Below are 3,622 nucleotides of genomic sequence, written 5' to 3' on the forward strand. Positions count from 1 at the left end.
GATGATATTTGCGTGCTAGTTTTCGATAACTTTTTTTAATTTCATCTGCCGTCGCATCACGCGAGGCACCTAGAATTTTATAATAATCTTGATATTCCATGGTGTTAAATGATAGCGAACTTATGGACGAAATAAAAATAATATCTGAAAAAGATACGTTTAATTTCTAGATAGGCTTCTTCATTTCTGTTGGTAATATTTCCTACACTGCTCAAGTAAGGTATAAGTGTTTGTTCTCATATTTTTTAAGATGCCACGTGAACACTTGTGCCGATAAAAAATTGATTTAACCATTTCGCGTCTTCATGAATAAAGTCTAACGCATACGTGACTGTTATGACAACCCGGTAAAGTGGAAACGTGGATTGCCCAACCGCGATAGAAAAACATGCAATAGGGCATGGGTACACCGCAGTTGATGGCTAGGTGCGCAGGCGGGGCCCAGCCCTCACGGCCCTATGCGTTTTCTTTATGAAAGGATTCTTTATGAAAGGATTAGATAGTGTTATGATCTGCCTATGTTTCAAAAAGTTCGAATTGTTCTTATGAATCCAAACAATCCAGGGAACATCGGGGCAGCGGCGGTGGCTATGAAAACAATGGGATTTTTAGAACTTCACTTAGTAAAGCCTGGGCTTTTTCCTCATGAGGAGGCTACAGCGCGCTCGGCGGGTGCGGATACAGTGCTGGCGAGCGCTAGAGTGGTAGATAATCTCACTGCTGCCTTGAATGGGTGTAACCTTGTTTTTGAACTAGTGCGCGCTCGCGTACACTGTCCTGGCCAGTTAAAACAGCGCGCGAATGCGCTGAACAAATTGTACGGCATCGAGGAGACATAGCAATTGTATTTGGCCGGGAGAGCGCTCGGGATTGACTAATGAGGAACTGGCGCAGTGTCAATATTATGTCACTATCCCCACTGAAGCCACCTTTAGCTCATTAAATTTGGCGCAGGCAGTGCAAATTCTCACGTATGAAATGTGGATGGCAAATGAGTGCTGTTGACCCGGGATATCAAGACACCTCGATTTACCAGTTGGCAACGGCTGATCAGATGGAGGAGTTTTATACGCACCTGGAAAAAACGCTAGTGGGTATTAAATTTATCGATCCGAGGGGAGGCAACCGAAGATGCTGATGAAACGCTTAAGGCGTCTTTTTAATCGCGTCCAAATTGATAGAACAGAACTAAATATTCTCCGAGGTATTTTAGCTTCTATTCATAGACGGGATAATTGCTGTTAAAATCTTGGAATGATGCTTCAAATAAATTCATTCGATGTAAGGACATTTTAGTGAAAAATCCCGAAAACTTAGATAGCGAATCTCTAATCCCCACTTCAACCTCTTTGCCCGAATTTACATTTAAAGCGATTGTATTATCTATCCTATTAGCTATTGTTTTATCTGCGGCGAATGCTTATTTAGCTTTAAAAATTGGGACGACAATTTCTGCATCCATTCCAGCATCGGTTCTAGCGTTGGGTATTTTACGTTTTTTTAAGCAGCACAATGTGTTGGAAAGCAATTTAGTTCAAACGGCTGCTTCTGCGGGGGAAGGTGTGGCAGCAGCGCTAGCTTATGTTTTGCCGGCGATGATTTTTTTACGTATTTGGAATGGGTTTCCCTATTGGGAGACGCTAATTATTGCAGTGCTTGGGGGACTGTTAGGAGTTTTATTTGCTGCCGTATTACGGCGAGTGATGCTCAGCCTTCCAGTTTTGCATTTTCCTGAGGGAACAGCAATTGCTAATTTGCTTAAAATAAGTGTGAAAGGAAAAGGTAGATTGAAGTTGTTGGCTAATGGCGGTGTGGTCGGCGGGATTATTGCTTTTGCACAGACAGGATTAAAAATTGTTTCTGATAATTTGCAATTGTGGACATTTACCGGAAAAACGGTTTTTGGTTTCGGATGGGGATTCACGCCAGCCGTTTTAGCTTCGGGTTATATCGTGGGTTTTGAAGTGGCGGTGAGTTTTTTAATCGGCGTTACTTTAGGTTGGGTGATTATCTTACCGCTCATCGGCTTATATTATGGTTTACCCGCTAATGCAACTTCCGCTTATGATGCGGCAACTCAATTATGGGACGCCCATCTTCGTTTTGTCGGCGTGGGAACCATGCTGGTAGGCGGGTTGTGGATATTGTTAAATTTATTGAAGCCAATCATAAAAGGAGTTCATCTTTCTTTTACTAATTTTCGTAAAAAATTAGGCGAAACTTCGGGACAGCGTTTACGTATTGAAGCAGATATTCCTCCTGTTTGGATTATTGTCGGCGTTTTAGCGCTCATTGGATTTTCTTTCTTTTACATTTTTTATTATTTTCGAGAAGCTAATTTCCTGGGGTCGGGGAATTTTTTAGCCTTTGTAGCTTTGGTTTCAATTATTTACATTCTCACGATCGGTTTTTTGTTAGCTACCATATCCAGTTATGTTTGCGGGCTTGTAGGATCAAGTAATAATCCGCTATCTGGATTATTAATTACCGCTATTTTATTGTTAGCATTTTTATTTCTGTTAATTTTTCACGTTCACGGATCGGTGCAGGCGCATCGCGTAGCTTCAGCGGTTATCATCATTGCGACGGTTTTAGCGGGCATCGGTTCGATTGCGGGAGAAAATATCCAGGATTTAAAAGCAGGGAGAATGGTTGGTGCCATGCCGTGGCGGCAGCAAGTAATGATGGGCGTTGGCGTTATTGCATCCGCTCTTATTATTGGTCCAGTGCTTCAACTTTTATTTAATGCTTACGGTATGAGGGGTGTTTATCCGCGCTCTGGTATGGATCCTTCCCAAATGCTAGCGGCACCTCAATCCGCATTAATGGCGGCAGTGGCGAGCGGAGTGTTAACACACCAGCTCAATTGGGACATGGTCATAGTAGGCGTTTTCATCGCTGTTGTTATTATCATACTTAATGAATTTCTGAAACGTCGCAATTTTCAGGTGCCGGCGTTGGCAGTGGGTCTCGCTATTTATCTGCCGCCCGAGGTTATTATGCCGGTAGTGGTAGGGGGAATAATCAGCTTTCTTGTCAAAAAACCTTGGCAGCGGAAACGACGCAGTGCCGAGCAGGAACAGGAGTTAGTCCACTCTCACCAACGAGGTGTTTTGATGGCGTGCGGAATGGTGGCGGGCAGTGCGTTAATTGGCGTTATTTTAGCCATTCCTTTTGTTATAATGGGCACGGCAAATGCGCTATCAATTGTAACTCCTCGTTTTGCTTCTATTGCTGATGTGCTGGGGGTGACTGTATTTTTATCGCTTTGCGTTTGGTTTTATTGCGTGGGTCGTAAACGATGAAATTACCGTTTTATTTTGATTACATGGCGACAACGCCCGCTGATTCTGCTGTGGTAGAGGCTATGGTGGCGTCTTTAACAAAAGAAGGCGTGTTTGGTAATTCAGCTTCCGAAAATCACCGTTACGGTTGGGAAGCTCGCCAATTAATTGAAAATGCCCGTGAATCTGTGGCTAAGTTGATTAATGCTGATCCACGTGAAATTATCTGGACGTCCGGTGCAACGGAATCGAATAACCTTGCTCTTAAAGGGGCTGTCTTTTTTTATCGTCGCCAAGGTAAGCATATAATTACGATGAGTTCGGAACATAAATCTGTG

The 3,622-nt window shown here is 43.2% G+C and carries 3 protein-coding genes and 2 pseudogenes; 3 read left to right on the plus strand and 2 right to left on the minus strand.

The window, feature by feature from the left end:
- Together FIV31_RS08125 and FIV31_RS08130 are read right to left on the minus strand one after the other, a co-directional pair.
- The coding region (locus tag FIV31_RS08125) for a DnaJ domain-containing protein (protein ID WP_280124418.1) at positions 1 to 100 on the minus strand (100 nt) is incomplete at its 3' end.
- Positions 101 to 245: 145 nt separating this feature from the next.
- Positions 246 to 417, minus strand: a pseudogene (locus FIV31_RS08130) (L,D-transpeptidase family protein); the annotation flags it as partial.
- Positions 418 to 518: 101 nt separating this feature from the next.
- On the opposite strand from FIV31_RS08130, the pseudogene FIV31_RS08135 reads away from it, so the two are divergent.
- The 3 genes and pseudogenes from FIV31_RS08135 to FIV31_RS08145 all read left to right on the plus strand — a co-directional run.
- Positions 519 to 1,245 (plus strand): annotated as a pseudogene (locus FIV31_RS08135) (RNA methyltransferase).
- Positions 1,236 to 3,305, plus strand: a complete 2,070-nt coding sequence (locus FIV31_RS08140; protein WP_280124414.1) for an OPT family oligopeptide transporter — start codon at positions 1,236 to 1,238, stop codon at positions 3,303 to 3,305. Before FIV31_RS08135 ends, FIV31_RS08140 begins: the two are co-directional and overlap by 10 nt.
- The coding region (locus tag FIV31_RS08145) for an aminotransferase class V-fold PLP-dependent enzyme (protein WP_280124415.1) at positions 3,302 to 3,622 on the plus strand (321 nt) is incomplete at its 3' end. The genes FIV31_RS08140 and FIV31_RS08145, both read left to right, overlap by 4 nt.

Source organism: Coxiella endosymbiont of Ornithodoros amblus, from assembly GCF_019425495.1.
Lineage (GTDB): Bacteria > Pseudomonadota > Gammaproteobacteria > Coxiellales > Coxiellaceae > Coxiella.